The sequence below is a fragment of the Variovorax glucosi genome (assembly GCF_051216695.1).
In the GTDB taxonomy this organism is placed as follows: domain Bacteria; phylum Pseudomonadota; class Gammaproteobacteria; order Burkholderiales; family Burkholderiaceae_C; genus Variovorax.
The window spans coordinates 398,506-424,166 of sequence record NZ_JBPJZE010000002.1; the positions used below are offsets into that span (position 1 = coordinate 398,506).

The following is a 25,661-nucleotide window of genomic DNA, read 5'->3' on the forward strand; positions in this document are numbered from 1 at the left end:
AGTTAAAGCCGGGCGTCGTTCGAATTCGTCAGTCGCGGACGACACGCACTGTAGTTGTCGGACGGGATAATGTTTGCCATGACACAACTCGACGCTCTCCGCCAATGGACCACCGTAGTCGCCGACACGGGTGATTTCCGCCAGCTCGCGCAATTCAAGCCGCAGGATGCGACGACCAACCCGTCGTTGATTCTGAAGGCCGTCCAGAAGCCGGATTACCGCCCCTTGCTCGACGAAGCAGTTGCAAAACATCGCGGCTTGCCGATCGACGAGATCATCGACCGTCTGCTGGTGCGTTTCGGCGTGGAGATTCTTTCGCTGATTCCGGGTCGGGTTTCGACCGAAGTCGATGCCCGTCTGAGTTTCGACACGGCCGCCACGGTGGCCCGTGCCGACCGCATCGTGGCGCTCTATCGCGCCGAAGGCATCGACGTCGAGAAGCGTGTACTGATCAAGATCGCCGCGACCTGGGAAGGCATCGAGGCAGCGCGCATCCTCGAACGGAAGGGCATCCACACCAACCTGACATTGCTGTTCGCCTTTGCGCAGGCCGTGGCTTGCGGCGCGGCGGGCGTCAAGCTGATCTCGCCTTTCGTCGGCCGCATCTACGACTGGCACAAGAAGTCGGTCGGCGCGACGTGGGACGAAGCGGCGCGTGCCGGTGCCAACGATCCGGGCGTGCAATCGGTGCGGCAGATCTTCGATTACTACAAGCGTCATGGCATCGCGACCGAAGTCATGGGCGCGAGCTTTCGCAATGTCGGCCAGATCGCCGCGCTTGCGGGCTGCGACCTGCTCACCATCAGCCCCGACCTGCTGGCCGAACTCGCAGCCAGCGACGCGCCGCTGTCGCACGCGCTCGATGCCGACGCTGCGAAAACGCGCGATATCGCCGAAGTGACGTTAGACGAACCAGCATTCCGCTTCGCGCTCAATGAAGACGCGATGGCGACCGAGAAGCTGGCCGAAGGCATTCGCGCCTTCGCAGCCGACGCGGTGAAACTGGAGAAACTGATGGAGGTCGCATGACCCTTGCAAAAGGCATCCGCTGCGATCGCACCGACGCCTGGAGCCGGCTGAAATCGCACTACGAGCAATCGGGCGCCGCCTTCGATGCAAGGGAAGCCTTCGCATCCGATGCCGGTCGCTTCGACGCTTTCAGCCAGTCCGCGCCGCACGTCTTCGCCGACCTGTCGAAGAACCTGATCGACGCGCCGACCGAAGCGCTGCTGCTCGCGCTGGCACGGGAATCCGGCCTGGAAGCGCATCGCGATGCGATATTCGCGGGCGAGCCGATCAATCGGACCGAAGGCCGCGCCGTGCTGCACACGCTGTTGCGCGCACCCGCCGACGCGCAGGTGCCCGAGGCCAACAGGTCGGCACTCGCCGACGTGCACGCCACGCTGGACGCCATGCTGGCCTATGCCGAACAGGTGCGGTCCGATCACACCATCACCGACGTGGTGAACATCGGCATCGGCGGGTCCGATCTGGGTCCGCAGATGGCGGTGCTGGCGCTCGACGAATTCGTCGCGCCGGGCAAGCGCTTCCACTTCGTCTCCAATGTCGACGGCCATGAACTGGCCGGCGTGCTGAAGGGGCTGGCGCCCGAGCACACACTGTTCCTGATTGCATCGAAGACCTTCACCACCACCGAAACCATGACCAACGCGCAATCGGCGCTGCAATGGTTCAAGCGGGGCGGCGGTACCGACGTGGCGAGGCATTTCGCGGCGCTGACGACGAATGTCGAAGCGGCGCGTGCCTTTGGCATCGACAAGACCTTCGGCTTCTGGGATTGGGTCGGCGGGCGCTATTCGCTCTGGTCGGCGATCGGGCTGCCGATCGCGCTGGCCATCGGCGCCGACGGATTTCGTGCGTTGCTGGCTGGCGCGCATGCCATGGACGCGCATTTCCGTACCGCGCCGCTCGCGCAGAACCTGCCGGTGCGGCTGGGACTGCTCGATGTCTGGTATCGCAACTTCCACGGCTTCACCAGCCGCAGCATCGCGCCGTACCACTGCGCGCTGAAACGCCTGCCGGCCTATCTTCAGCAACTGGAGATGGAGAGCAACGGCAAGCGCGTCGATGCGACCGGCGCCGAACTGCCGTTCGGCACCTCGCCGGTGCTGTGGGGCGAGCCTGGCACCAACGGGCAGCATGCGTATTTCCAGATGCTGCATCAGGGCACGGACGTGATCCCGCTGGAATTCGTGGCCGTGCGCGATGCAGGGCACGCGCTTGAAGGGCATCAGCCGAAGCTGCTGGCCAACGCGTTGGCGCAGGCGCAGGCACTGATGGTCGGAAAGGCGGATGCCGGCGGCCACAAGAACTTTCCGGGCAACCGTCCGAGCACTTTCTTCGTGCTGGAGAGGCTCACGCCCGAAGCGCTGGGCGCCTTCCTGGCGATGTACGAACACCGCGTGTTCACCAGCGGCGCGCTGTGGGGCATCAACAGTTTCGACCAGTGGGGCGTCGAACTCGGCAAGGTGCTGGCGAAGGACATCGAGGCGCGTCTGGCGTCCGGTGATGCGAGCGGGCTGGACGCTTCGACGGCGGGTCTGCTAGCGCGTCTGCGCCAATAAGTCCGCGTTACAACAAACAGGAGGAATCGGTCATGAATTTCCAACAGGCGGTAAAGACCTGCTTCAGCAAATACGTCGACTTCTCGGGGCGGGCATCCCGGCCCGAATACTGGTGGTTCGTGCTGGCTTACGTGGTGCTGGTGACGGTGTCGAGCTTCCTGAACCAGTACCTGTATTACCTCGTCGTACTGGCTTTCCTGCTACCGCTGCTTGCGGCCGGCGCACGGCGACTGCACGACACCGGTCGGAGCGCATGGTGGTTGCTGATCAGCGCGATCCCGGTGATCGGCGGTCTGGTGCTGCTGTTCTTCATGGTGCAACCGACCAAGCTTGAAGCCATCGAATACGGTCTGCCGCCCGCGCATTGAATCGTCCGCGCTTGATATCTCCAAGGCCGCTCATGCGGCCTTTTTTGCATCCTGTGTTGCCGAATCTAGGGAATTCACTAGCCATCCGATGCATAAAAGTATCGAAATGAGGGTTTGGCGTACCGGCACGAGCGACGTCGATCTACAGAATTCGATGCGTCGGCCGCGTGGCCGCGAGAAAAAAACTGGAGACATCTTCATGAAGCGCTTTCACGGTTACCTCAAGACGAGCCTCGTGCTCGCGCTCGCCGGCGCGGGGTTCGCCCATGCCGCCACCGAACTGGTCATCGCCACCGTCAACAACGGCCACATGATCGAGATGCAGAAGCTCACGCCGTTCTTCGAGAAGGCGTATCCGGACATCAAGCTCAAGTGGGTCACGCTGGAAGAGGGCACGCTGCGCCAGCGCGTGACCACCGACATCGCCACCAAGGGCGGCCAGTTCGACGTGATGACCATCGGCCTGTACGAAGCGCCGATCTGGTCGAAGAAGGGCTGGCTCACCCCGATCGCCACAGACGCCGCGTACGACGTCGACGACCTGCTGCCCGCCATCCGTGCCGGCCTGTCGTACGAAGGCAAGCTCTACGCGTCGCCCTTCTATGGCGAAAGCTCGATGCTGATGTACCGCAAGGACCTGACCGACAAGGTCGGCTTCAAGATGCCCGCGCAGCCGACCTGGACGCAGATCAGGGAGCTGGCCGGCAAGATCCACGACCCGAAAGCCGGCGTCTACGGCATGTGCCTGCGCGGCAAGCCGGGCTGGGGCGACAACATGGCCATCCTCACTACGCTGGTCAATACCAACGGCGGCCAGTGGTTCGACATGCAGTGGAAGCCGCAGATCGACACGAAACCCTGGAAGGACGCGATCGGTTTCTACGTCGACATCATGAAGAGCTACGGCCCGCCCGGCGCATCGGCCAACAGCTTCAACGAGAACCTGGCGCTGTTCAACGAAGGCAAGTGCGGCATGTGGGTCGACGCGACCATCGCGGCGTCGTTCATCAGCGATCCCAAGCAGTCGAAAGTCGCCGACAAGGTCGCCTTCGCCCAGGCGCCGGTAGCGGTCACGCCCAAGGGCGCGAACTGGCTCTGGACCTGGAATCTCGCGATTCCCGCCAGCTCGACCAAGGCTGCCGCAGCCCAGTCCTTCGTGAAGTGGGCGACTTCGAAGGAATACATCCAGCTGGTCGCCAAGGAGAAGGGCTGGGGCGCGGTGCCGACCGGCACGCGCAATTCGACCTACGCGAACCCCGAGTTCCAGAAGGTCGCGAAATTCGCTGCCGAGGAGAAGAAGGCCATCGACAGCGCCAACCTCACCGACAGCACGCTGCCGAAGTCGCCGTACGTCGGTGTGCAATACGCGGCGATACCGGAGTTCCAGGCGATCGGCGTGGCGGTGGGGCAGCAGATGAGTGCGGCGCTGGCGGGAAAGGTGACGGTCGATCAGGCGTTGAAGACTTCGCAGACGGCGGCCGAGCGTGAGATGAAGAAGGCCGGTTATTACAAGTAACTGAAGTCCCTCCCCCGGAGGGGAAGGAGCCAAAACCGGAACACCACCATGAACCGACTGCTACCCCGCGCCCTCATGGCGCCAGCCGTCATCACGCTCCTCCTCTGGATGATCGTGCCGCTGGCGATGACGATCTACTTCTCGTTCGTCAGCTACAACCTGATGCAGCCGGGCGACCATCCGTTCGCGGGGCTCGAGAACTTCCACTACTTCGTCACCGACCCCGACTTCTGGCCGGCGGTGTGGAACACGCTGCTGCTGATCGGCAGCGTGATCGCCATCACGGTGGTGTTCGGCGTTTTGCTGGCGCTGCTGGTGAACGAGCCCTTCTTCGGTCGCGGCATCGTGCGGGTGCTGCTGATTTCGCCGTTCTTCGTCATGCCCGCAGTGAACGCGCTGCTGTGGAAGCACATGATGATGAACCCGATCTACGGCGTGCTGGCCGATCTCTGGCGCTTCTTCGGCGCCGAGCCGGTCGACTGGCTGACCGACGTGCCGCTGCTCTCGGTGATCATCATGGTGGCGTGGCAATGGCTGCCGTTCGCCTGCCTGATCTTCATCACATCGCTGCAGTCGCTCGACCGCGAACAGATGGAAGCCGCGCGCATGGACGGTGCGACCGGGCCGCAGCGATTCTTCTACCTGACCATCCCGCACCTCGGACGGCCGATGGCGGTGGTGATCATGATCGAGATGATCTTTCTGCTGAGCGTGTTTGCCGAGATCGCCATCACCACCAACGGCGGTCCGGGCAACGAAAGCACGAACCTCACGTACATGATCTTCAAGCAGTCGCTGATGAATTTCGACGTCGGCGTGGCTTCTGCCGGTGCGCTGTTCGCGGTGGTGATGGCCAACATCGTGGCCGCATTCCTGATCCGCATCGTCGGCAAGAACCTGGACTGAGGACGACCGCCATGCAACCCAGTTTTTTCCTCCATACGCTGCGCACGCTCGCGGCCTGGGCCGTCGCGCTGCTGCTGTTCTTCCCGCTCGGCTGGCTGTTCCTGACCGCCTTCAAGACCGAACTGCAGGCCATCGCCGTGCCGCCGCTCTTCATCTTCACGCCGACGATGGACAACTTCGGCGAGGTACAGCAACGCAGCGACTACCTGCTGTATGCACGCAACTCGCTCATCACCAGCGTCGGCTCGACCATCCTCGGTCTGCTGATCGCGGCACCGGCGGCGTACTCGATGGCGTTCTTCCGCACGAAGAAGACGCGCGACATCCTGATGTGGATGCTGTCGACCAAGATGATGCCGGCCGTCGGCGCGCTGCTGCCGATCTACGTGCTGGCGCAATCCACCGGCCTGCTCGATTCGCTGACCGCGCTGACCATCGTCTTCACGCTCTCGAACCTGCCGATCATGGTCTGGATGCTCTACAGCAGCTACAAGGACATTCCGAACGAGATCCTCGAAGCGGCGCGCATGGACGGCGCCAGCCTCTGGACCGAGTTCCGCCATGTGGTGATGCCGCTGTCGGTGGGCGGGCTGGCGTCGTGCGGGCTGCTGTGCCTGGTGCTGAGCTGGAACGAGGCGTTCTGGGCGCTCAACCTGGTGTCGGCCAAGGCGGGCACGCTGGCGACGCTGATCTCCCAGTATTCGAGCCCCGAAGGGCTGTTCTGGGCCAAGCTTTCCGCCGCCTCGCTGATGGCCATCGCGCCCATCGTGATCTTCGGCTGGTTCTCGCAAAAACAACTCGTCCAGGGCCTGACCTTCGGCGCAGTCAAGTAATCAAGGAGACATCCGCATGGCCTACCTCGAACTCAAGAACATACAGAAAAGCTTCAGCGACGCGCACATCATCAAGGGCGTGAACCTGCAGATCCGGAAGGGCGAGTTCATCGTCTTCGTCGGGCCTTCGGGCTGCGGCAAGTCGACGCTGCTGCGTCTCATCGCCGGGCTGGAGCCGGTGACCAGCGGACAACTGATGCTCGACGGCAAGGAGATCACCAACGTCGCCTCCGGCAAGCGCGACCTGGCGATGGTGTTCCAGAGCTACGCGCTCTACCCGCACATGAGCGTGGCCGACAACATGTCGTTCGCGCTCAAGCTGGCCGGCGTGCCGAAGCCGGAAATCCGCAAGAAAGTCGAGCACGCGGCAAGCCAGCTCAACCTGACGGCGTACCTCGACCGCACGCCGAAAGAACTTTCGGGCGGCCAGCGGCAGCGGGTCGCCATCGGCCGCGCGATCGTCCGTGCGCCGAAGGTGTTCCTGTTCGACGAGCCGTTGTCGAACCTCGATGCGGCACTGCGCGGCAACACGCGCGTCGAGATCCACAAGCTGCACGTCGCGCTCGGCGCCACCAGCATCTACGTGACGCACGACCAGGTCGAGGCCATGACGCTGGCCGACCGCGTGGTGGTGCTGAAGGACGGCGTGATCGAGCAGGTCGGAACGCCGATGGAGCTCTACGACCATCCGAAGAACCAGTTCGTCGCGCGCTTCATCGGCATGCCGTCGATGAACATGGTGCCCGCCGGTGCCATTCCGACCTTCTCCTCGCAGACCGGTGGCAAGCTTCCGGTCGACGGTTTCCTCGGCGTGCGGCCCGAAGGCCTGCATGTGCATCCGGGCCACGGCGCGGGTGTGCCGGGCCGGGTCGACCTGATCGAGGCGCTCGGCTCCGACACGCTGATCCACGTCGATGTCGGCGGCGTGCCGCTGATCGCGCGGCAGAACGCGCGCACGCCACTGCGCATCGGCGACGAAGTCGGCGTCGAGCTCGACCCGTCCGTGCTCCATCTTTTCAACCGCGACGGGCAATCCGTCGCCGCACCGGCCCGACTCCAATGACCCAGATCATTCTTCACCTCGGCCTCGGTTCCTTTCACCGTGCGCACCAGGCCGTCTATCTTCAGGACCTGCGCGATCTCGTTCAGTCAGGCGACACGCACTGGGCGATTTCCGGCGCCAACCTGCGGCCCGACATGGCCGACGTGCTTGCCGCACTGCAGGCGCAGGGCGGCGCGTACACGCTGGAAACCGTGACGCCCGAAGCCGTCTACAGCTACCGGCGCATCGAGTCGATCCGCGAGGTGCTGTCGTACGAACCCACGCTGGCGGAAGCGATCGCGCGCGGCGCCGATCCGCATACGCGCATCGTGTCGTTCACCGTGACCGAGGCCGGTTACTACCTCGACGCGAACGACCGGCTCGACACCGCGGTTCCCGATCTGGCAGCCGACATCGCGCAGGCCGGCCTGCACGACGCGCACCCGACGCCACGGACCATCTACGGCGCCATTTGCGCAATTCTGCGAGCGCGCCAGGCGGCTGGCGCCGGCCCCGTCACGCTGCTCAACTGCGACAACCTGCGCCACAACGGCGAGCGCTTCCGCAAGGGCCTGCTCGAGTTCATCGGGCTCGCGAGCGACATGGCCCTGCGCGGCTGGGTCGAAGTGAACACCACCTGCCCGAACGCGATGGTCGACCGCATCACGCCGCGTCCGCCGCCCGAACTGCGCGCGCGCGTACTGACAGCCACTGGCATCGACGATCCGGCGGCGATCACCGGCGAGAGCTTCATCCAGTGGGTGATCGAAGACGACTTCATCGCCGGCCGGCCCGCGTGGGAGCACGTCGGCGTGCAGCTGGTCGATTCGGTACAGCCGTACGAGGAAGCCAAGATCCGCCTGCTCAACGCGACGCACAGCTGCATCGCCTGGGCCGGCACGCTGATCGGCCTGCAGTTCATCCATGAGGGCACGCACACGCCGGCGATCCGCAAGATGGCTTTCGACTACGTGACCGACGACGTGATTCCGGTGCTGAGCGACGCGGGTGCGCCCAGCCCGGTCGACTTGCCGGCGTATCGCGACACGGTACTCGCGCGCTTCGGCAACGCCGCCATCCGCGACACGAACCAGCGCGTCGCGATGGACGGCTTTTCGAAGATCCCCGGCTTCATCGCACCGACCGTGCGCGAGCGGCTGGCCAAGGGCGAAACCGTCGACAGCGTCGCGATGCTGCCGGCGCTGTTCCTTGCCTTCCTGCAGCGCTGGCATCGCGGCGAGCTGCCCTACACCTACCAGGATCAGGGCATGGACCCTGCTGCGGCGCATGCCATCTGCGAAGCATCCGATCCGGTCGCCGCGTTCTGCGCGGACAGGACGCTGTGGGGCGATCTGGCCGGCGATGCGCGGCTGGTCGATGCGGTGAGAAACGCCGGTGCGCGCGTGGACGCTTTCGTTGCCGAATCTGTTGACAAGGGCTGACCTGGAAATGACGAACCAAACGAAACAAACGAATGAAGCGAACCTGGGACGGCTGTCAGGCCGCCATGTGCTGATCACCGGCGCCGGCGGCGGCATCGGGCTGGCAATTGCCGAAGCATGTCTTGCGCAAGGTGCGCGCTGCAGCGTGGTCGACCGCGCTGTCGAAGCGAGCACCGCTGCAGACGCACTGATGCAGGCCCATCCCGACACGCTCAGCTACATCCCGGCCGACGTGACGGACCGCGCCGCCATCGACCGCATGCTCGCCGAAGCCGTCTCGCGTTTCGGCCCGCTCCATGCGCTGGTCAACAACGCGGCGCTGTTCGACATGGCGCCGCTGCTGGAAAGCGACGAAGCGTCGTTCGACCGGCTGTTCGCGGTCAACGTGAAGGGCATGTTCTTCACGATGCAGGCGGTGCTGCGGCACATGGTCGACGCGGGGACAGCCGGCGCATCCGTGGTCAACCTGGCTTCGCAGGCCGGGCGCCGCGGCGAGGCGCTGGTGTCGCATTACTGCGCGACCAAGGCGGCCGTCATCAGCTACACGCAGAGCGCCGCGCTGGCAATGGCGCCGCACGGCATCCGCGTCAACGGCATCGCGCCGGGCGTCGTCGACACGCCGATGTGGGCGGAAGTGGATGCGCTCTTCGCGCGCTACGAGAACCTCCCCATCGGCGAGAAGAAGCGCCAGGTCGGCGTCGCGGTGCCGCTCGGCCGGATGGGTGCGCCGGGCGACATCGCCGATGCCGTCGTATTCCTGGTCAGCGACGAGGCCCGATACATCACTGCGCAGACGCTCAACGTCGACGGTGGTAGCGTCATGAGCTAGCCCCATGACGACCGCACGCACCCGCCAGACGCCGCGCCACAGACCGCGTCAACTACAGCCCGAACTGGAAAGCGATTTCGTTCGCTCGCCCAAGCTCGGCTACGAGGCGCCGGACGAGACCGGCGTGGTGCGTTGCCTGTCTCACGGCTATCCGACGCCGCTCGCGCGCTGGCATTTCCACGACGAGTACGAACTGCACCTGATGACGGCGACGTCCGGCAAGGCCTTCATCGGCGACTGGATCGGGCCGTTTCAGCCCGGGCATCTGGTGCTCTGCGGGCCACGACTGCCGCACAACTGGATCTCCTTCGACGTGCCCGAAGGCGGCGTCGCCGAGCGCGACCGCGTGATCCAGTTCCGGCATGAGCCGATCGAGCGTGCAGCCGAAGGCATTCCGGAGCTGCGCGAGGTGACGCAGCTGCTCGAACGCGCGAAATTCGGCATCGAATTCTTCGGGCTGTCCGAGCGCGCGCACGAACACTGGAACGCCGTGAAGGCGGTTCGCGGGCTGCGCCGCTTCGGCATCTTCTGCGAGTTCCTGGCCGACCTCGCGCAATGCACCGACTATCGGCTGCTGTCGACGGTGCAGATCCAGGGCGCTGAGGCCGATGCACAGGTCGACCAGATCAACGGCGTCGTCAATCGCATCACAGCCAACGTGAACGAGCCGATCAGCATGGGCGAGATCGCCGCCGAACTCGGCATGAGCGAAAGCCGCTTCAGCCGCTTCTTCCGCCGCTCGACCGGCAACAGCTTCACCGATTTCGTCAATCGCGTGCGCATCAACAGCGCCTGCCATCTGCTGATGCAGTCCGACCACCTGGTGACAGACATCTGCTACCAGGTCGGCTTCAACAACGTCGCGAATTTCAACCGGCGTTTTCTGGAAATAAAAGGCATCACGCCGAGTGAATTCCGCAGACAGGCGGACTCCCGGTTCGGCGGCAGCCTCTAGCAATCTCATGTACCTCGGACTCGATCTCGGCACCTCCGAACTGAAGGCGCTTCTGCTGGCGGACGACCACCGCATCGTCGGCGTGGCGCGCGTGCCGCTCACCGTCAGCCGGCCGCAGCCGCTGTGGTCGGAGCAGTCGCCGTCGCAGTGGTGGGATGCGCTGGAAGCGGTGATGCAGACGCTGCGCACCGAGCATCCGGACGCTCTTGCTTCCGTGCGCGCGATCGGGCTCTCGGGGCAGATGCACGGCGCCGTGCTGCTCGACGAAGCCGGCGAAACGCTGCGTCCCGCCATCCTCTGGAACGACGGCCGCAGTGCCGCGCAGTGCGAGCGGCTGACGGCGGCGGTGCCGCGTCTCGGCGAGCTGGCCGGCAACCTCGCGATGCCCGGTTTCACGGCGCCGAAGCTGATGTGGGTGCGCGAATACGAGCCCGAGCTTTTCGCGCACACGCGCAAGGTCTTGTTGCCGAAGGACTGGCTGCGCTGGCGCCTGAGCGGCGAGATGGTGAGCGAGATGTCCGACGCGGCGGGCACGCTGTGGCTCGACGTCCGTGCTCGCGACTGGTCGGACGAACTGCTAGCCGCGACCGGGCTCACGCGCGATCGCATGCCGCGGCTTGTCGAAGGCAGCGCGGTGTCGGCGATGCTGTCGCCTGAACTGGCTTCGCGATGGGGACTCGGCGCCGATGTCGTCATCGCGGGCGGCGCCGGAGACAACGCGGCCAGCGCCGTCGGCATGGGTGTCGTCGCGGCGGGGCAGGGATTCGTGTCGCTCGGTACTTCGGGCGTGATCTTCGTCGTCACCGACCGCTTCGCACCGAACCCGGAAAAAGCGGTTCACGCGTTCTGCCACGCGCTGCCGGGCAGCTGGCACCAGATGTCGGTGATGCTGTCGGCGGCCAGCGCCTTGACCTGGGCGGTTCGGGCTTTCGGTTTTGCGGACGAGGCGGCGCTGATCGCCTCGGCCTCCGGTCTCGACGACGCGGCGCGACGCACGGCGCCGATGTTTCTGCCTTACCTTTCGGGCGAACGCTCGCCGCACAACGACGCGAATGCGCAGGGCGCGCTGATAGGCTTGACGCACGCGCATGGCGCGGCCGACGTTGCCTATGCCGTGGTCGAAGGCGTGAGCTTCGGATTGCGCGACGGTCTGGATACGCTGCAACCGCCGCAGGGCGACATGGCGCTGGTCGGCGGCGGTGCGCGAAGCGTCTGGTGGGCGCAATTACTGGCCGACATTCTCGAAGTGCCGTTGACGCTTGGTGAGGGTGGCGAAGCAGGCGGCGCACTGGGCGCCGCACGACTGGCCTGGTTGGCAGACGGCGGCGCGATCGATACGGTGTGCCGTGCGCCTGTCGTTCGACAGCGTTTCGCTCCCGACGCATCGAAGGCCGATGCGCACCGGGCGCGGCATGTGCGGTTCAAGTCGCTCTACCGCGCGCTCAAGCCCTGTTTCTCAAGCTGACGGTGCGCCGCGCCAGACGCGTCAGGCGCCCGCGTTCACCAGCGCCGGCTGCACCTTGTATGCATCCGGGAACACGCGCTTCAGGTTCTCGACCTTCGGAATGTCGTTGATCACGATGTAGGGATGGCTCGGGTTCCGCGTCAGGAAATCCTGGTGGTACGCCTCTGCCGGATAGAAGGTCTTGCCGGGCTCGATGGTCGTGGCGATGGTCTTGCCGAACACCTTGGTCTTGTCGAGCTGCGAGATGTAGCTCTTCGCAATGCTCGCCTGTTGGGCGTCGACAGGGAACACCGTCGAGCGGTACTGCGTGCCGGTGTCCGGCCCCTGGCGGTTCAGCTCTGTCGGGTTGTGCGCGACCGAGAAGTAGATCTGCAACAGCTTGCCGTAGCTGACCTGCTTTGGGTCGTAGCTGATGCGCACGGCCTCGGCATGGCCGGTGCGGCCGGAGCCGATGGTGTCGTACTTGGCCGTCGCTGCATCGCCGCCCGCGTAGCCCGACACGGCGTTGGTCACGCCCTTGACGTGCTGGAACACGCCCTGCACGCCCCAGAAGCAGCCACCGGCGAAAACCGCGGTTTGCATGCCGGTCGAAGATGCCGCTGCGACATCCTCGACAGGCGCAGGAATCACGACGGCCGCTTCGGCCGCGAACGACGGCATAGCCTGCCAGATGGCGGCGCCTGCGACGAGCGCGCAAAGCGCGAGCATCGGGCGGCGTGCCAGTGAGGTTAGGTGGGTTGCGGTCCTGGAGGTGGTGGAATCGGATGTCGAGGGCTTTTTCATACAGGTCTGGCTTCCTTGTGTGTTCCGGGAATTGTTGATGTTTTTCCGGAGCCGATTCGGGCGGGTGCGAGTCGACCACGACAGGGCTCCGGTTTCTGTGCTCGCGTGCCTACTTCTTCATGCCGTCCTTGGTCATGGAATCCTTTGCCATCGAATCCTTGCCCATGGCATCTTTCGCCATGCTGTCCTTCGTCATGGCGTCCTTCTTCATTCCGTCCTTGCGCATCGCGTCCCTGGACATCGAATCCTTCGCCATGGCGTCCTTGCCCATGGTGTCCTTCTTCATCATGTCGTCGGCAGCGAAAGCCGACACGGAGCCAACGGCCATGCAGGCAGCGACGAGGGTTGCGGAGAATTTGTTCATGTCGGTTTCCTTCGAGTGGTTTCAGTAAAAATCGGCGCGGTTCTGTATGAACACGGCCTTGCGTTTCGATAGCGCCGAGCCTTGCGAAAGAACTCAGCTGCCGCCGAACCAGTTGTAGCCCTGGTCTTCCCAATAGCCGCCAGGGTAGGTGTTGGTGACGAAGATCGCCTTGATGTGTTTCGGATTCTTGTAGCCGAGCTTCGTCGGCATCCGCAGCTTCATCGGGAAGCCGTACTTCGGCGGCAGCGGATCGCCGTCCCAGGTGAGCGCGAGCAGCGTCTGCGCATGGAGCGCGGTCGGCATGTCGATACTGGTGTGGTAGTCGTCGGCGCACTTGAAACCGACGTATTTCGCGGTCGTGTCGGCGCCGATGCGCTGCAGGAAATCGGAGAAGCGCACGCCACCCCATTTGCCGATGGCGCTCCAGCCTTCGACGCAGATGTGCCGCGTGACCTGGTCATGCTGCTGCATCGCGCGCAGCTCCGGCAGCGTCCAGCTGCGCCTGTCGGCAACCATGCCCGTCACTTCCAGCTTGTAGCCGGCTTCGTCGACTTCGCGGATCTCGCTTTCGCCGTAGTACGCATTGAACGGAAACGGTCGCGTGATCATCGATTCCGGATACGTCGGCGCCAGCTGCGTCGGGTCGAACAGCCAGCCCTGCACGGCATCGTTGAGTCGTGAAATGCGGCCGAGTGCGGTTTCGACGCCGGCGTTGTCGCCGATGCTGCAACCGGTGAGCATCGACAGCCCGCCCATCGTCAGTGTGCGCTGCAAAAAGGCGCGTCGCGCCGGCTGCTCGACCTTGCGGCCGATGAGCTTGCGGGCTTCGGCGAGGGCGGCTTCGCTGTCGACGCCGATCAGGGGAATCCGTCGGAAGATGTTCATGATGTCTTTCCAGATTCGGTTCTCGTATGGCTGCTCAGCATGGCGAGCAGGGTGCGCGGCACCAGGGCCACCATCACCAGATGCACGGCCACGAAAGCGACCAGTGCCGCCATCGCGAAGAAGTGGATGCGCCGCGCGAACTCGTAGCCGCCGAGCAAGTCACGCAGCAGGCCGAACTGCACCGACTTCCAAAGCACCATCCCGGAGAGCACCAGCAGCACGATGTCGAGCATCACGAACAGGTAGGCGAAGCGCTGCACGCTGTTGTAGCGGCGCGGGTCGGCGTGCGAGAGCTTGCCGCGCAGGGCGTCCAGTGCGTCGCGGAAGATGCCTCCGATCGACAGCGGAAAGAACTTGGCGAACAACCGGCCGCTGACGATGTTCATCGTGAGGTAGATCACCCCGTTCACGCCCAGCAGCCACATCGCGGCGAAGTGCCATTGCAGAGCGCCGCCGAGCCAGCCGCCGAGCGTGAGCACGGCCGGAATGTCGAACGGAAAGAACGGCGCTGCGTTGTAGATTCGCCAGCCGCTGGTCGCCAGCACCAGCACCGCCAGTGCGTTCAGCCAGTGGGTGACGCGCATCCACGCCGGATGGATCGGCGGGTGTCTCGGGAGACTCTGGCGTCTCGGGGTGATGGATAGGCTTTGCATGAAGCGGATTGTTCGGCCGCCTCGCTCGCCGATTCATCACGAAGAGTTCAATTAATCGTGATAACTCCGGAGCCGGTATCGCGGGACAATCCGCCCACATGGAAACCGCCAAACGCGTGCTGATCGTCGAGGACGATGCCCACATCGCGGAGCTGCTGCGCATGCATCTGCACGACGAGGGCTATGCGGTGACGCATGCCGCCGACGGCCATGCCGGCATCCGGGAACTGGAGCGCGGCAGCTGGGACGCGCTGGTCCTTGACCTGATGCTGCCCGGCGTCGACGGTCTCGAGATCTGCCGCCGTGCCCGCGCCATGACGCGCTACACGCCGATCATCATCACCAGCGCGCGGTCGAGCGAAGTGCATCGCATCCTGGGGCTCGAACTGGGCGCCGACGACTATCTCGCGAAGCCGTTCTCGGTGCTGGAACTGGTGGCGCGCGTGCGTGCGCTGCTGCGGCGCACCGAGGCGATGGCCCGCAACGCACGCCTCGAATCGGGCCAGCTCGAACTGGGCGGGCTGGGCATCGATCCTCTAGCGCGGGAAGTGCGGCTCGAAGGCCGGCCGATCGAGCTGACGCCGCGCGAATTCGACCTGCTGTATTTCTTCGCCCGGCATCCCGGCAAGGTGTTCTCGCGGCTCGACCTGCTCAACCAGGTCTGGGGCTACCAGCACGACGGCTACGAGCACACGGTCAACACCCATATCAACCGGCTGCGTATCAAGATCGAGACCGATCCGGCCGCGCCACGTCGAATCCTCACCGTCTGGGGTCGTGGCTACAAGCTGTCGGAGGGTGCATGAGTCTGCTGCGTCGCCTGTCGCTCTCGCAGCGTCTTTCGCTGGTGTTCGCAATGCTGCTGCTCACATGCTGCGGCGCCTCAGCCTGGCTGCAACTTGCTGCCGGCGAAAGGCATGAGCAGGAGGTCACCCAGCGCCTGTCGCGCGGACTGGCGGCGCACATCGCCGGCAGTTCGGCGCTGATGGTGGGCGAGGGCGTGAACGACGCCGCGGTTCACGATCTCTTCGACAAGCTGATGGCCGTCAATCCGAGCGTCGAGGTCTATCTGCTCGCGCCGGACGGCCGCATCCAGGCGCAGGCCGCGCCGCCCGGGCGGCTCCGGAAAGACCGCGTCGATATCGAGCCGCTACGTCGTTTTCTCGGCGGCGCCGCGCTGCCGGTATTTGGCGACGATCCGCGCGGGGAGGGTGGCCGCAAGGTATTCAGCGCGGCGCCCTTGACCGTCGACGGACGCAACGCCGGCTACGTCTATGTGGTGCTGTCGGGCGAGGAGCGGGAAGCGCTGGCCGCGCACTTCTCCGTCGACAGCGTGCTGCGCACCACGCTCTGGTCGATGGCGCTGGTGGCGCTGCTCGGCCTGGTCGCAGGGCTGTTCGCGTTCCGGTCGATCACGCGACCGCTGCGTGAGCTGACCGGCGCGGTGCGTCGATTCGAAGTCGACGGCAAAAACCCGATCGATCTGCGCGCCGCCGCGCCACACGCCGATCTACGAGGCGGCGACGAGATCGCCGCGCTCGGCCGAACGTTCCAGAAAATGACGGAGCGCATCGCAGAGCAATGGCGCGAGCTCAACGCGCGCGACCAGCAACGGCGCGAGCTTTTCGCCAACATCTCGCATGACCTGCGCACGCCGCTGACCTCGCTTCACGGGTATCTGGAAACGCTGCAGTTGAAAGCAGAGACCCTGGCGCCCGCCGACCGCCGTCGTTATCTAGAGATCGCGCTTGGCCAGAGCCGCAAGGTCGGCCGGCTGGCGCAGGAATTGTTCGAGCTGGCGCGTCTCGAATACGGCGTGGTCAAGCCCGAGAAGGAAAGCTTCGCGCTGGCCGATCTCGTGCAGGATGTGTTCCAGAAGTTCGAGCTCGCTGCCGAGGCGCGAAGCCAGCGCCTGATCGCCGATATCGCGGCAGATCTACCGGTCGTTACCGCCGACCTCGGCATGATCGAACGCGTGCTGACCAATCTGCTCGACAACGCGATTCGTCACACGCCTAAAGGCGGCGAGATCGTGGTCAGGCTCGCGCCGCAGAAAAACGGCGGCGTTGCCGTCGAGGTCAGCGACACCGGCCCCGGCATACCGAACGACCTCCAGCCCGTGCTCTTCACGCGGCCAGCGTTTTCGTCATCGTCATTGCCCGGCGAACGGGGCGGAGGACTGGGCCTGATGATCGTGCGGCGGATCCTGCAATTGCATGACAGCGATATCCGGTTACTGTCGCAGCAGGGAAAGGGTGCGGTCTTTGCTTTTCAACTCGGCTGATTGACAGTCGTAGCCAGGCGCAACGTCATGAAAACGCTGTTCGGGTCTTCTTCATAGTCACCATCATCGTGGCGTACTCCTCGTTGTGCGATGCGCAATCTTGGCCTGCGATCACCGCAAAAGCAAAAGCCCCGCAGCTTGCGCTGCGGGGCTTTTTTTAACGAAACCGGCTCACCCTGCATTCCCATCTGCTCGCGGGACACCGCGGATCTGGCTCTGCCAGTCCGCCGGTGTCGCCCCCGGCAGGGGGTAGGCGCTGCGACACGAAGTGCGCAAGCCTGGGGGCGAGCAACAGATCACATACCCATGCCGCCCATGCCGCCCATGCCACCCATGTCTGGCATGCCGCCGCCGGCGCCGGCTTCATCCTTCGGTGCTTCGGCGATCATCGCTTCGGTCGTGAGGAGGAGCGACGAGACCGATGCTGCGTTCTGCAGTGCGGTACGCGTGACCTTGGTCGGGTCCAGGATGCCCAGTTCGAGCATGTCGCCGTAGGTGTCGTTCGCAGCGTTGAAGCCGAAGTTGCCCTTGCCGGCCAACACCGCGTTCACCACCACCGAAGCTTCGCCGCCAGCGTTGTTCACGATTTCGCGCAAAGGAGCTTCGACGGCCTTGAGCACCAGCTTGATGCCGGCGTCTTGATCCGCGTTGTCGCCCTTGATCGAATCGCCGACAGCTTGCTTGGCGCGCAGCAGAGCGACGCCGCCGCCAGCAACGATGCCCTCTTCCACTGCAGCGCGGGTAGCGTGCAGGGCGTCTTCGACACGTGCCTTCTTTTCCTTCATTTCGACTTCGGTGGCGGCGCCGACCTTGATCACTGCAACACCGCCGGCCAGCTTGGCCACGCGTTCCTGCAGCTTTTCGCGGTCGTAGTCGCTCGAAGCTTCTTCGATCTGCACGCGCACTTGCTTGACGCGGGCTTCGATGTCACCGGCTGCGCCAGCGCCGTCGATGATGATCGTGTTTTCCTTGCCCACTTCGATGCGTTGTGCCTGGCCCAGGTCGGCCAGCGTGACCTTCTCGAGCGTCAGGCCGACTTCTTCGGCGATGACCTTGCCGCCGGTCAGGATGGCGATGTCTTCCAGCATGGCCTTGCGACGATCGCCGAAGCCTGGCGCCTTGACGGCAACGACCTTCAGGATGCCGCGGATCGTGTTCACGACCAAGGTTGCGAGGGCTTCGCCTTCGACTTCTTCGGCAATGATCAGCAGCGGACGGCCCGACTTCGCGACCTGTTCCAGCGTCGGGAGCAGATCACGGATGTTGCTGATCTTCTTGTCGTAGAGCAGAACGAACGGGTTGTCCAGAATCGCGGATTGCTTTTCGGGGTTGTTGATGAAGTACGGCGACAGGTAGCCACGGTCGAACTGCATGCCTTCGACGACGTCGAGCTCGCTGTCGAGCGACTTGCCGTCTTCGACGGTGATGACGCCTTCCTTGCCGACCTTGTCCATCGCGTCGGCGATGAGCTTGCCGATGGTTTCATCGCTGTTGGCCGAGATCGAGCCGACTTGTGCGATTTCCTTCGACGTGGTCGTCGGCTTGGAAGCCTTCTTCAGCTCGGCGACGAGAGCGGTGACCGCCTTGTCGATGCCGCGCTTAAGGTCCATCGGGTTGATGCCCGCTGCGACGTACTTGAAGCCTTCGCGAACAATGGCTTGAGCCAGGACCGTAGCGGTCGTGGTGCCGTCACCGGCGTTGTCCGAAGTCTTGGAAGCCACTTCCTTCACGAGCTGCGCGCCCATGTTCTGGAGCTTGTCCTTGAGTTCGATTTCCTTGGCGACGGACACGCCGTCCTTGGTCACCGTGGGGGCGCCGAACGAGCGTTCGAGCACCACGTTGCGACCCTTGGGGCCGAGGGTGACCTTGACTGCGTTGGCGAGGATGTTCACACCCTCGACCATGCGAGCGCGGGCTTCGCCGCCGAATACGACGTCTTTTGCTGCCATGATGATTTCTCCGGATTCAGTTGTTGATTACTTCTCGACCACGGCGAAGAGGTCTTCCTCTTTCATCACCAGCAGTTCGTCGCCATCGACCTTGACGGTCTGGCCGCTGTACTTGCCGAACAGGACGCGGTCGCCGACCTTGACGCTGATCGCACCGAGCTCGCCCTTGTCGTTGCGCTTGCCGGGACCGACAGCCAGGATTTCGCCCTGATCGGGCTTTTCTGCGGCTGCGTCGGGAATGACGATGCCAGAGGCGGTCTTGGTTTCGCTGTCAATGCGCTTGACGATCACGCGATCGTGCAAAGGACGAAGTTTCATAGCATCTCCTGAATTTGAAACGGGGTTTGTTGCGGGCTGCAGGCGAAAGCCTGCGAGCCCATCGTCTGGAAGCCCAGCGGTTAGCACTCGGCCTCAGCGAGTGCTAATGATAAGGGCATTCCTCACGTTTTCAAGAGCAGGTCTGCGGGGCCGATTCAGTCGACCAGCACCGAGTAGTTCACCGTTCCGGTCGCGCCCGGCGCGAGCGTTCCGCTGAATTCCCAGCGAACCGTGCCCTTGCCCGAGTCTGCATGCGACGGCATGCAGGGAACACCTGCGGCCGGTGCCGGGTTGTTCGGGGTGTTCAGCGTGCAGCTGCCCAAGGCTGGAGAGATCGTCGATGCACTGGCGCTGACGAAGGTCGTGTAGTGGTTGGTGCCGTCGATGATGACGACCGTGGTCAGCGGCACGGCGCTCGGATTGGCATATGTGATCCTGTACTCCAGCGTGTCGCCCGATTTCGCCTGGTTGCTGGTTCCCCAGGCGCCGCCGGTGGTGATGTTGCGCACCTCCTTCTGCAGCGACAGCGCGCTGGTACCGGACATCGTCACGTCGGTCACGGTGTAGGTGGCGGTGAGCAGCGGTGCGGCGTTCGTGAAGTTCAGCGTGGCGATCACCGGCACGCTGTTGCTGCTGCCGTTGACGGCTCCGGCCGGGACGAAAGCCTGAACGAAGAAGCACACGGTCTGGCCCTGCACCACGCTTTGCGCCACGCTCGGCGGGCTCAGCTTGGTGGCGCCGGGCGGCACGCTGGTCGCGCAGCCGGGGTTGAGATACATCACCTCGTTCCAGCCGGCTATCTCGGGCGTCGCAGTCGACGCACCCGAGGCGAAGCTCACGCTGCCGCCCGTGCCGGCGACGAAGGTGTGGGCGTGCATGGCGGTTGCGCCGGGTGCAGCGCTCCTGCTGCTGTTGGCGGCCAGCGTGCTTTCGGGCACCAGGCCGAAGTTCAGGGTTCGGGTGCCGCTGGCGGGTTCGATGAAGGAAAGACGGCTTGTCACGCGTCCATACACGAACGCAGATCCGCCGACTGTCGTGGTAGCGGCATCCGGCGCGATTGTTCCTTCGACATTGGCGCCTGTGGCGCGCTGGCCTGCGACCAGTGTCGGCCGCACGCAGACTGTCTGTCCGGCTGCCGCCGCCGGCGCGTTCAGTACGTAACGCCCCGCGCTGTCGGTGACGGCAACCGCATGCGTGACGCTTGCGCAGTCGGTGAGCCCTACGCTCACGCCGGCCAGGCCCGCCTCGCTGCCGTTCTGCAACCCGTCGTTTGGAACGCCGGTATTCACGCCCGCCGTCGGAGCGCCGCCGTCGTTGAAGACGATGCCCGAGATGGAGTTGAGTGTGTTGACGAAGCTGCACGCGATGTCGGCACCCTGCAGCATGCGTGCCGCGGCGATCGACAGCGTATTGCCTGCCAGCGTACCGAACGTCGCGGTGCCGTTGGCATTGGAGGCGCCGTTTGCGTCGGTGCAACTTGCCGACAGCGGATTGGCCGGCCAGCCGGAAGGTACGCCCGATTCCGCGATCGTCGCCGCCACGCCCGACGTGCCGAAGACAGTTCCGCTGCCCTGGACGGCGACGCCGCTCGCGACCGTGGCGATGCTGTCGTTGGCCGTCGAAAGGCCCGTCAGCTGAAATACGAAGCTGCCGATGCCGCCGTTGGACGTCTTGGAGATGCGCAGCTTGGGGTCGAGCTGAAGGGTGATTTCATTGTCGGTTTGCCAGACGGTGGCGGCTGCAGCGTTGCCCCCGAGCGTGATGCGATTCATTGGCGCGATGCCGATCGTGTTGCGCGCCGCGCCGACGAACGCTCCGGCGTAGAAGCGATCGCCGCTCTGGGTCCAGTTGGTGCCTGCGAGCGTGTTGCTGGCAGAGAGGGTCAGCGAGGTGGTGGTCAGCTGCGCGTTGCCCGTGCTGCTGAAGTCGAGCGTGCTGTTGGCGTTGACGGTCACGGTGCCGATGCTGTGGGTGAAGGTGCCGAGGTTGAGCGTGCCGCCGTTGAGGACGATGTTGATGTCAGCGTTGGCGAGCGCAGAGGTCAGCGTTAGCGTGGCGCCTGTGTTGATGGTGATCGTGCCGGTGCCTGTGATGACGCCGACGCTGCTAGCGCCGGTTGTCAGTGTGAGGCGGCCGGAGGTGCCGAACGCCACCGTGCCTGTGCTGGCGACCGACTTCACACTTTGCGTCATGCCTTGCAGATCGAGTGTGGCGCCGGGGGCGATTGTCACGGCGGTCGTCGACGGCAATGCGCCACTGATGCCGAGTTTCAGCGTGCCGCCGCTCGCCGTCGTTGTGCCGCCGTAAGTGTTGAGTCCGCTTAGGGTCTGGGCCGCGCTGCCAGTCTTGACCAGACTTGTGACGGTGCCGGTTCCGTTTGCGACCACACCTGAAAAAGACCCGGCGGTGTTGGTGTTGCCGACCGTCAGCATCTTCGTGACGCCGCCGGTCGGGCTGTTGCTCACCACCACCCCGGTGCCGTTCAGCGCGCCCAGCGTGAACGCGCTCGCAGCGTTGTTGGCCCAGCCGATGCCGGTGATTCCCAGTTCCATCGTGCCGTTCACCGTGAAGTCGACGTTCTGCAGGCTCGTCTCGCTTCCTGCGACGCCTATACCGCTGCCGCTGAATGGCGTGATGCTTGCAATCCCATTGACGACGATCGTTCCGGAGAAGGTGCTTTTGGACATGCGGAAGTTCACCCCGCTGCCGGCACTGCCACCATTGACAGTGACCGTGCCTGAGCCGGCCAGGCCACCATCGGGGTAGAACCCCCGGCCCGATGCGCCGGTCGAGGTGCTCGTCTGGTTGATCGTCGTGGCGCCCGTGCTGGTGACGGCAGGCCCCCAGACGGTCCAGTTCAGAAGCCCCTCGTGCTCCAGGATCGCGCCGCTCGCGAGCGTGATCGGAGTGTCCCTGTTGCTCTGATTGCCCGTGGCGATCAGCTTGAGCGTTGCACCCGACGCCACGCTCGTCGGCGATGAGGAATAGTAGATTCCGTCGTTTTTGAGCGCCAATGTGCCGCCTGCGATCGAAGTCGCTGCGGTGTAGGAAATGTTGGCACCGCTCAACAGGATTGTGCCCGGCCCTTGCTTGATGAACGGTCCACCTGTGATCAGGCTGCCGACAGTCGCTGTGACGCCTGCGCCCGCCGTCAACACATTGCTTGCAGCCGAGCCGTTGATCGTTCCGCCGCTGAGCGTGTAGCCGGTTGCATTGAAAGTCAGCCCGCCTATGTTGACCGCGCCGAGGGCGTTGTCGATATTGACCGTTCCGGCCGTAGCGCTGAAAACCGCCGTACCGCCGCTGTACCAGCCCGAGTTCGCACCGCCTGCACTGCTGGTCCAATTGGTACTGCCGCCGGCAACGCCCGCATTCCAGACGCCCGTGCCGCCGTTCACGACGCCGTCGTTCTGCGGCGTGACATCCCAGTTCACGTATGTCGCGTCGCGCACGACGAGATTGACCTGCTTTGCGGTCGTGTTGACATCGATGTACATGTTCGCGGCGCTGGGACCCGCAGGAACTGTGCCGATGACAAGGCCCCCTGTGTTCGTCAGCGTGCCCGTGTAGTCGATGAGCCGGTAGGTGCCTGGAGTGAATGTACCGGCGGGCGTCGTCGGCACGGTGATGTCGACGGTTCCACCGCCGAGCGTGAGGTTGCCGTTCACCTGAACACGGTCGTTGAAAGTCCCGCCGATGACGCCCGCCTGTCCGAGTTCCATGGCGAGGATGGCGCCGGTGGGCAGCGAAAGTCCGGCCATCGTGATGACGCCGGGGCTGTTGCCGGGTGCCAGCGTGCCGCCGCTGCTGATGGTGACCGCGCCGCCGAGCGTGCCGCTGCCGCCGAGCGTGGCGCCGGAGGCGACGTTGATTGCACCTGTGGCTGCTGCCTGATTGCCATTGAAAAAAAGCTTTCCCGCCGACACAGCGGTAATGCCTACATAGGTATTGGCCCCAGACAACGTTTGGGTTCCGGTACCTACTTTGGTAAAGCTTTTCGAGTTCGCCGTTATGCCCGTAGCACTTGGTGAGCTTGCGATGACTCCCGAAAAAACACCGTCGCCGTTATTCACACCGACGGTGATCCCGGACACGGGAAAATTGGCGGTGTCATGGCTCACGCCTAACGAACCGGCACCTTGAAGCGAATCGATACGGACCGCTGCCTCCGCGGTACTGAACGCTGCGCCCGATGCGATCGTCAAGGACGCAAGGTTGCCGGTCCAGACGTCGTTATTGTTGCTTCCACCGATGAGAGTGCCGGCTTGTACGTCGATCAAGGCTCCCGCGTCGAACGCGAACGTTGCGGAGGCAATTCCCCAATTAACGGTACCGGTTCCAGTCTTGCGCAATGTTCCTGACCCACTGAATGTCATCGCGGAATAGTTGGTGCCAGCCGAACTGTTGAACTCCAGCACAGCACCCGACGCAATCCCGAATGAGGCGGTTTGAGTGGTGTTCTGCACTACCAGCGTGCCAGCAGTGACTGTCGTAGCCCCTTTGTAGGTGTTGACCCCCGAAAGGTTCATCGTGCCCGCGCCGAGTTTGGTCAATCCGCCATTCGGTCCGCTGGGCGTACCTGAGCCACTGCTGGTAGTGAGCGTCCCGGTCACATTGAGCGTCTGGCCGCTTGCGACCATGACGTTGGTATTGGCGGCGCGCAGATTCAGATTGGACGCGGAGATGACCGAGCTTGTGTTGACGGTTACCGCTGAGCCTTCGTCCAGGATCCAGGATCCCCAGGCCGTGCTTGGCGTGCCGCTTGCCAGCTCACCTCCATTGAGAATGAAGTTTTGCCCGCGGAGCGTGATGGCCACGCCGTTGCCGGTAGTCGCTTTTCCGCCGCTGTTTAGCGTGATGTTGCCTGTACCTGTCGCCTCGGTTCCATAAACAAAATTGCTCAGGGTGCTTGGAACTGTGGTCAGCGTTCCACCGCTGTTGACCGTGATGTTGTTGTTGGGGCGCAAGGTGCCGCTGGCGTTGGCCATCATGAGCGTTCCGGCGTTGACAGTGGTGAGCCCGGTGTACGTGTTGTAGCCACTCAGCGTCAGCATTCCCGTGCCGGTCTTGGCAAACCCCCCGGCGCTCGCACCGTTGCCGATCACGCCCGGAATCGTAGGGCTGCCGGCCGTAGCGATCGTCGCCGTGCCTGACAGCTTCATGCCCAGATTGGCGCTGACCGTGTTCGCGCCGGGGAACGAAAGCCCCAGCGTCCCCCCATTGTTCAGCGTCAGAAAATCCGGCACCAGGGACGCCGGTGCCGGCATGCTGCTGCCGGCCCACCATTCGAGGGTACCGGCATTGACAGCGACCTTGCCGATGATCGCGCTGTTGGAAATGTTGGCGTCGCCAAGCTGCAGAGTCCCGGCGCCCGTCTTCACCAGATTGCCGCCCGTCGACTGGAACCGGTTGTGCGCACCGCTGAAGTTCAGCGTCGTCCCCGCGTTGACGATGTTGAAGGTATTGCTCCCCGACAACAAGTTGACGCTGCGCAACATGCCGCTCGCACTCGCTCCCGTGTAATCGGCGCCGCCACCCGCCATCTGGATCGCACCTGCGCTGTTTCCCCATGCGCCGGCGGACGAATCCACATTCCAGTTCGACAGGGAAACCGTTCCGCCGTTCACCGCCGTCGTCCCCGTATAGGTGTTGACTGCACTCAGGTTGAGCGCGCCGGCACCCGTCTTGACGATGCGCCCCGGTCCGCTGATGACGATCGGAAACGGGTAGGCAGCACTGGCGTCGATGGTGAGGTTGGTCGCCGCACTTGACAGATTGAGGATGCCCGCGCCATTGACTGCGGTCGCTGCGCCCAGCGTGCTGGCCCCACCAGTAAGTGTCAGCTGGCCAGTGGTCTGAAAGAAGATGGTGCCGCCATTGCCGTTGAGCGTGGGTACGCTCAGGGTGCGGTTGTTGAGATTCAGATTTCCGTAGCTGGCGGCGGAAGTTCCGAGATTGAGTACCCCTCCGACCGTTGCATTGCCACTCGACAGCGTCCATGTGCTGGGCGCTGCGGTGCCGACGGTGACATTGCCGCCGACCGCCGTCGCGGCGAATCCGTTCAGATGCGCACCGATCGTCGCGCCGATGGAGATGTTTCCCGTGACGTTCAGTCCGTGAACCTGGTCTCCCCAGCCGCATGTCGTACCGGAGTGCAGGGTGAAGTTCGTCGTGACCGTCACGGTTCCGCCCGTGTAGCAGGCTGCCATGTCGTAGAACTTGATGCTGTTGTACGTCGGACTGAAAAAGCCGCCCAACTGTCCGGAACCGTTCAGGACGATGTTGTCTGCGGCGACTGGGAACACGCCTTCGACCCAGTTGGCCGCCGCGCCATCGTTGATCCACGGATAACCGATGTCCGTGCGCAGGGTACGGGTGGCGGCGTGAGCGTCATGTGCGGGGCTTGCCCACAAAGCGGTGAGCAATGCGGCAACTGCGCAATGCCTGAGTGCGAGTGCAGTCATGTAAGCGCTCCGTCGAGTGT

At 64.2% G+C, this 25,661-nt stretch carries 20 protein-coding genes; 13 read left to right on the plus strand and 7 right to left on the minus strand.

The window, feature by feature from the left end; genetic code table 11:
• The first annotated feature begins 78 nt into the window (after positions 1 to 78).
• The 11 genes from tal to xylB all read left to right on the plus strand — a co-directional run bounded on the left by tal (position 79) and on the right by xylB (position 11,941).
• Complete coding sequence (gene tal, locus ACSFA3_RS10235) at positions 79 to 1,029, plus strand: transaldolase (RefSeq protein ID WP_435505336.1); 951 nt, start codon at positions 79 to 81, stop codon at positions 1,027 to 1,029.
• Complete coding sequence (gene pgi, locus ACSFA3_RS10240; protein WP_435505337.1) at positions 1,026 to 2,585, plus strand: glucose-6-phosphate isomerase; 1,560 nt, start codon at positions 1,026 to 1,028, stop codon at positions 2,583 to 2,585. Before tal ends, pgi begins: the two co-directional genes overlap by 4 nt.
• A gap of 32 nt (positions 2,586 to 2,617) precedes the next feature.
• Positions 2,618 to 2,953, plus strand: a complete 336-nt coding sequence (locus tag ACSFA3_RS10245) for a DUF805 domain-containing protein (RefSeq protein ID WP_435505338.1) — start codon at positions 2,618 to 2,620, stop codon at positions 2,951 to 2,953.
• A 199-nt stretch (positions 2,954 to 3,152) separates the two neighbouring features.
• Positions 3,153 to 4,469, plus strand: a complete 1,317-nt coding sequence (locus tag ACSFA3_RS10250) for an ABC transporter substrate-binding protein (protein WP_435505339.1) — start codon at positions 3,153 to 3,155, stop codon at positions 4,467 to 4,469.
• Positions 4,470 to 4,517: 48 nt separating this feature from the next.
• Positions 4,518 to 5,375 (plus strand): carbohydrate ABC transporter permease, encoded by an 858-nt coding sequence (locus tag ACSFA3_RS10255; RefSeq protein WP_435505340.1) that lies wholly within the window; start codon positions 4,518 to 4,520, stop codon positions 5,373 to 5,375.
• Between the two features lie 11 nt (positions 5,376 to 5,386).
• Positions 5,387 to 6,208, plus strand: coding sequence for a carbohydrate ABC transporter permease (locus ACSFA3_RS10260; protein ID WP_435505341.1), 822 nt, complete (start codon positions 5,387 to 5,389; stop codon positions 6,206 to 6,208).
• Between the two features lie 16 nt (positions 6,209 to 6,224).
• Positions 6,225 to 7,271, plus strand: a complete 1,047-nt coding sequence (locus ACSFA3_RS10265) for an ABC transporter ATP-binding protein (RefSeq protein WP_435505342.1) — start codon at positions 6,225 to 6,227, stop codon at positions 7,269 to 7,271.
• Positions 7,268 to 8,692: a D-arabinitol 4-dehydrogenase gene (gene dalD / locus ACSFA3_RS10270; RefSeq protein ID WP_435505343.1), complete on the plus strand. Its 1,425-nt coding sequence runs from the start codon at positions 7,268 to 7,270 to the stop codon at positions 8,690 to 8,692. The genes ACSFA3_RS10265 and dalD overlap by 4 nt, the downstream gene beginning before the upstream one ends.
• Before the next feature lie 7 nt (positions 8,693 to 8,699).
• Positions 8,700 to 9,521 carry an L-iditol 2-dehydrogenase gene (locus tag ACSFA3_RS10275; RefSeq protein ID WP_435505344.1) on the plus strand — a complete coding sequence of 274 codons (822 nt, stop codon included), beginning with the start codon at positions 8,700 to 8,702 and terminating at the stop codon, positions 9,519 to 9,521.
• Positions 9,522 to 9,525: 4 nt separating this feature from the next.
• Positions 9,526 to 10,476, plus strand: coding sequence for an AraC family transcriptional regulator (locus ACSFA3_RS10280; RefSeq protein WP_435505345.1), 951 nt, complete (start codon positions 9,526 to 9,528; stop codon positions 10,474 to 10,476).
• Between the two features lie 7 nt (positions 10,477 to 10,483).
• The gene (gene xylB / locus ACSFA3_RS10285) at positions 10,484 to 11,941 is read left to right on the plus strand and encodes a xylulokinase (protein ID WP_435505346.1); all 1,458 of its coding nucleotides are present in this window, start codon (positions 10,484 to 10,486) and stop codon (positions 11,939 to 11,941) included.
• A 21-nt stretch (positions 11,942 to 11,962) separates the two neighbouring features.
• Here the strand turns inward: xylB and msrA are convergent, their stop codons facing one another.
• From msrA to ACSFA3_RS10305, 4 genes are all read right to left on the minus strand, one after another.
• Positions 11,963 to 12,649 carry a peptide-methionine (S)-S-oxide reductase MsrA gene (gene msrA / locus ACSFA3_RS10290; protein WP_435506197.1) on the minus strand — a complete coding sequence of 229 codons (687 nt, stop codon included), beginning with the start codon at positions 12,647 to 12,649 and terminating at the stop codon, positions 11,963 to 11,965.
• Positions 12,650 to 12,833: 184 nt separating this feature from the next.
• Complete coding sequence (locus ACSFA3_RS10295; RefSeq protein ID WP_435505347.1) at positions 12,834 to 13,088, minus strand: pentapeptide MXKDX repeat protein; 255 nt, start codon at positions 13,086 to 13,088, stop codon at positions 12,834 to 12,836.
• A gap of 93 nt (positions 13,089 to 13,181) precedes the next feature.
• Positions 13,182 to 13,973, minus strand: a complete 792-nt coding sequence (locus tag ACSFA3_RS10300; protein WP_435505348.1) for a molybdopterin-dependent oxidoreductase — start codon at positions 13,971 to 13,973, stop codon at positions 13,182 to 13,184.
• Positions 13,970 to 14,626 (minus strand): cytochrome b/b6 domain-containing protein, encoded by a 657-nt coding sequence (locus tag ACSFA3_RS10305; RefSeq protein WP_435505349.1) that lies wholly within the window; start codon positions 14,624 to 14,626, stop codon positions 13,970 to 13,972. Before ACSFA3_RS10305 ends, ACSFA3_RS10300 begins: the two co-directional genes overlap by 4 nt.
• A 98-nt stretch (positions 14,627 to 14,724) precedes the next feature.
• On the opposite strand from ACSFA3_RS10305, the gene ACSFA3_RS10310 reads away from it, so the two are divergent.
• Positions 14,725 to 15,432, plus strand: a complete 708-nt coding sequence (locus ACSFA3_RS10310) for a response regulator transcription factor (RefSeq protein ID WP_435505350.1) — start codon at positions 14,725 to 14,727, stop codon at positions 15,430 to 15,432.
• On the plus strand, positions 15,429 to 16,910 hold the full coding sequence (locus tag ACSFA3_RS10315; protein ID WP_435505351.1) for a sensor histidine kinase: 1,482 nt from the start codon (positions 15,429 to 15,431) through the stop codon (positions 16,908 to 16,910). Before ACSFA3_RS10310 ends, ACSFA3_RS10315 begins: the two co-directional genes overlap by 4 nt.
• A 296-nt stretch (positions 16,911 to 17,206) precedes the next feature.
• Here the strand turns inward: ACSFA3_RS10315 and groL are convergent, their stop codons facing one another.
• From groL to ACSFA3_RS10330, 3 genes are all read right to left on the minus strand, one after another.
• Positions 17,207 to 18,859 carry a chaperonin GroEL gene (gene groL / locus ACSFA3_RS10320; RefSeq protein WP_435505352.1) on the minus strand — a complete coding sequence of 551 codons (1,653 nt, stop codon included), beginning with the start codon at positions 18,857 to 18,859 and terminating at the stop codon, positions 17,207 to 17,209.
• A 27-nt stretch (positions 18,860 to 18,886) separates the two neighbouring features.
• On the minus strand, positions 18,887 to 19,177 hold the full coding sequence (locus tag ACSFA3_RS10325; protein ID WP_435505353.1) for a co-chaperone GroES: 291 nt from the start codon (positions 19,175 to 19,177) through the stop codon (positions 18,887 to 18,889).
• A 155-nt stretch (positions 19,178 to 19,332) separates the two neighbouring features.
• Entirely contained in the window at positions 19,333 to 25,641 is a 6,309-nt protein-coding gene (locus ACSFA3_RS10330; RefSeq protein WP_435505354.1) for an autotransporter-associated beta strand repeat-containing protein, read from the minus strand.
• Positions 25,642 to 25,661 lie beyond the last annotated feature (20 nt).

What these genes read in the sequence shown, in the direction of transcription:
- tal (WP_435505336.1), top strand. Translation starts at nt 79, where the DNA reads ATGACACAACTCGACGCTCTCCGCCAATGGACCACCGTAGTCGCCGAC.
- pgi (WP_435505337.1), top strand. Translation starts at nt 1,026, where the DNA reads ATGACCCTTGCAAAAGGCATCCGCTGCGATCGCACCGACGCCTGGAGC.
- ACSFA3_RS10245 (WP_435505338.1), top strand. Translation starts at nt 2,618, where the DNA reads ATGAATTTCCAACAGGCGGTAAAGACCTGCTTCAGCAAATACGTCGAC.
- ACSFA3_RS10250 (WP_435505339.1), top strand. Translation starts at nt 3,153, where the DNA reads ATGAAGCGCTTTCACGGTTACCTCAAGACGAGCCTCGTGCTCGCGCTC.
- ACSFA3_RS10255 (WP_435505340.1), top strand. Translation starts at nt 4,518, where the DNA reads ATGAACCGACTGCTACCCCGCGCCCTCATGGCGCCAGCCGTCATCACG.
- ACSFA3_RS10260 (WP_435505341.1), top strand. Translation starts at nt 5,387, where the DNA reads ATGCAACCCAGTTTTTTCCTCCATACGCTGCGCACGCTCGCGGCCTGG.
- ACSFA3_RS10265 (WP_435505342.1), top strand. Translation starts at nt 6,225, where the DNA reads ATGGCCTACCTCGAACTCAAGAACATACAGAAAAGCTTCAGCGACGCG.
- dalD (WP_435505343.1), top strand. Translation starts at nt 7,268, where the DNA reads ATGACCCAGATCATTCTTCACCTCGGCCTCGGTTCCTTTCACCGTGCG.
- ACSFA3_RS10275 (WP_435505344.1), top strand. Translation starts at nt 8,700, where the DNA reads ATGACGAACCAAACGAAACAAACGAATGAAGCGAACCTGGGACGGCTG.
- ACSFA3_RS10280 (WP_435505345.1), top strand. Translation starts at nt 9,526, where the DNA reads ATGACGACCGCACGCACCCGCCAGACGCCGCGCCACAGACCGCGTCAA.
- xylB (WP_435505346.1), top strand. Translation starts at nt 10,484, where the DNA reads ATGTACCTCGGACTCGATCTCGGCACCTCCGAACTGAAGGCGCTTCTG.
- msrA (WP_435506197.1), bottom strand. Translation starts at nt 12,649, where the DNA reads ATGCTCGCGCTTTGCGCGCTCGTCGCAGGCGCCGCCATCTGGCAGGCT.
- ACSFA3_RS10295 (WP_435505347.1), bottom strand. Translation starts at nt 13,088, where the DNA reads ATGAACAAATTCTCCGCAACCCTCGTCGCTGCCTGCATGGCCGTTGGC.
- ACSFA3_RS10300 (WP_435505348.1), bottom strand. Translation starts at nt 13,973, where the DNA reads ATGAACATCTTCCGACGGATTCCCCTGATCGGCGTCGACAGCGAAGCC.
- ACSFA3_RS10305 (WP_435505349.1), bottom strand. Translation starts at nt 14,626, where the DNA reads ATGCAAAGCCTATCCATCACCCCGAGACGCCAGAGTCTCCCGAGACAC.
- ACSFA3_RS10310 (WP_435505350.1), top strand. Translation starts at nt 14,725, where the DNA reads ATGGAAACCGCCAAACGCGTGCTGATCGTCGAGGACGATGCCCACATC.
- ACSFA3_RS10315 (WP_435505351.1), top strand. Translation starts at nt 15,429, where the DNA reads ATGAGTCTGCTGCGTCGCCTGTCGCTCTCGCAGCGTCTTTCGCTGGTG.
- groL (WP_435505352.1), bottom strand. Translation starts at nt 18,859, where the DNA reads ATGGCAGCAAAAGACGTCGTATTCGGCGGCGAAGCCCGCGCTCGCATG.
- ACSFA3_RS10325 (WP_435505353.1), bottom strand. Translation starts at nt 19,177, where the DNA reads ATGAAACTTCGTCCTTTGCACGATCGCGTGATCGTCAAGCGCATTGAC.
- ACSFA3_RS10330 (WP_435505354.1), bottom strand. Translation starts at nt 25,641, where the DNA reads ATGACTGCACTCGCACTCAGGCATTGCGCAGTTGCCGCATTGCTCACC.